Origin of the sequence: Lactobacillus helveticus DSM 20075 = CGMCC 1.1877 (assembly GCF_000160855.1) — a bacterium.
GTDB classification, from domain to species: Bacteria; Bacillota; Bacilli; order Lactobacillales; family Lactobacillaceae; genus Lactobacillus; species Lactobacillus helveticus.
Window position 1 is genome coordinate 1 of record NZ_GG700771.1, and the last position, 1,468, is coordinate 1,468.

Annotated in this window: 1 protein-coding gene; it reads left to right on the forward strand. The window is 35.8% G+C overall.

From position 1 onward, the window contains the following. Positions 1-46 precede the first annotated feature (46 nt). Complete coding sequence (locus tag HMPREF0518_RS09495) at positions 47-1,441, forward strand: IS3 family transposase (RefSeq protein ID WP_003627964.1); 1,395 nt, start codon at positions 47-49, stop codon at positions 1,439-1,441. Positions 1,442-1,468: the final 27 nt, after the last annotated feature.

Below are 1,468 nucleotides of genomic sequence, written 5' to 3' on the forward strand. Positions count from 1 at the left end.
ATGATATGAACCCCGAAATTCGGACAAGAATTTCGAGGTTTTTGTTATGTCCAAATTATCTAAACAAGACAAAATTGATATTTACAATAGCTGGAAAAATTATGGTAAATCAGTTGAGCAATTAGGTAGAGAATACAATGTTACTTCTGGTAATTTAAGATATGTATTAAGCTTAATGGAGCGTTATGGAGTAAAAGTTCTAGATAAGCCATACGAAAATTATGCAACAGAGTTCAAAGAAAAAGCCATTAAAAGAGTCCTTTTTGCTCATGAATCAGCTCGCCGAGTATCATTAGAGCTAGGTTTATCCAATGGTGGACAAATTCATAATTGGATTCGCAAATATAAAGAAGATGGGTATAATGTCATTAATCACAAGAAAGGCAGACCTACCCATGAAGAACAAAGACAAGCAGATAGAGGAGCTTCAAAGGCAGATAAAAGACCTAAAACAGAAGAACTTAAGACTTACTGTCGAGAACGAGTTTGTAAAAAAATTGAACGCCTTAGTCTCCCAAAGAACCAAAAACCAACAGCACAAGAAATAGCTACTACGGTTACTCAGCTAAGGCAGGAACTTCACGTAACCGTTAAGTTTGTGCTTGATACGATCAATGCCAATCCTGATCTGCCACATCTGTCGCGCAGTAATTATTACTACACTTTGACTAAAGATGACAAAAATTTAAAAAACGAAAAAGTTATGAAGCGGATTAAAGAAATATTCGAAGAGCACAGACACCGGTATGGTTACCGCAGAATTACTGCTCAATTGCATCGAGAAGGTATGAGAGTGAATCATAAGCGCGTCAAGCGATTAATGGTCAAAATGCATTTATATGCCATTACCATCAGACGTAGATTTAAATATTCAAGCTATAAAGGAACTATTGGAAAAATCAAGTCCAATTTAATTAAACGTCATTTTGCGGCGATTATCCCAGATAGGCATTGGTACTCAGATATTACTGAATTTCACCTTAATGGAGAAAAGCTTTATCTATCGCCTGTGATGGATGGCTGCAGTCAAGAGATTGTTGCTTATACATTAAGCCGTCATCCAGTATTGAAACAAGTTATGGATATGCTGGATTTAGCTTATAAGAAACATCCAGCTCTTAATGGCCTAATTTTTCATACTGATCAAGGCTGGCAATATCAGCACGCTGCATTCCAAGCTTGGCTTAAAAATCATGGTGTTTCTCAATCTATGTCACGCAAAGGCAATTCTTTAGATGATGGCTTAATGGAAGGGTTTTTTGGTATTCTTAAGCGTGAGATGTTCTATGGCTTTGAAAAAACATTCAAAACCATGGATGAATTAGAGCAAGCAATCAAAGAATACATTCATTACTACAATCATGATAGAATCAAAACGGTACTAAAAAACCATACTCCGATAGAATATCGAAATATGGTCTTAAATAAAGCAGTCCAATAATATGTCCAAAATTTGGGGTTCATATCA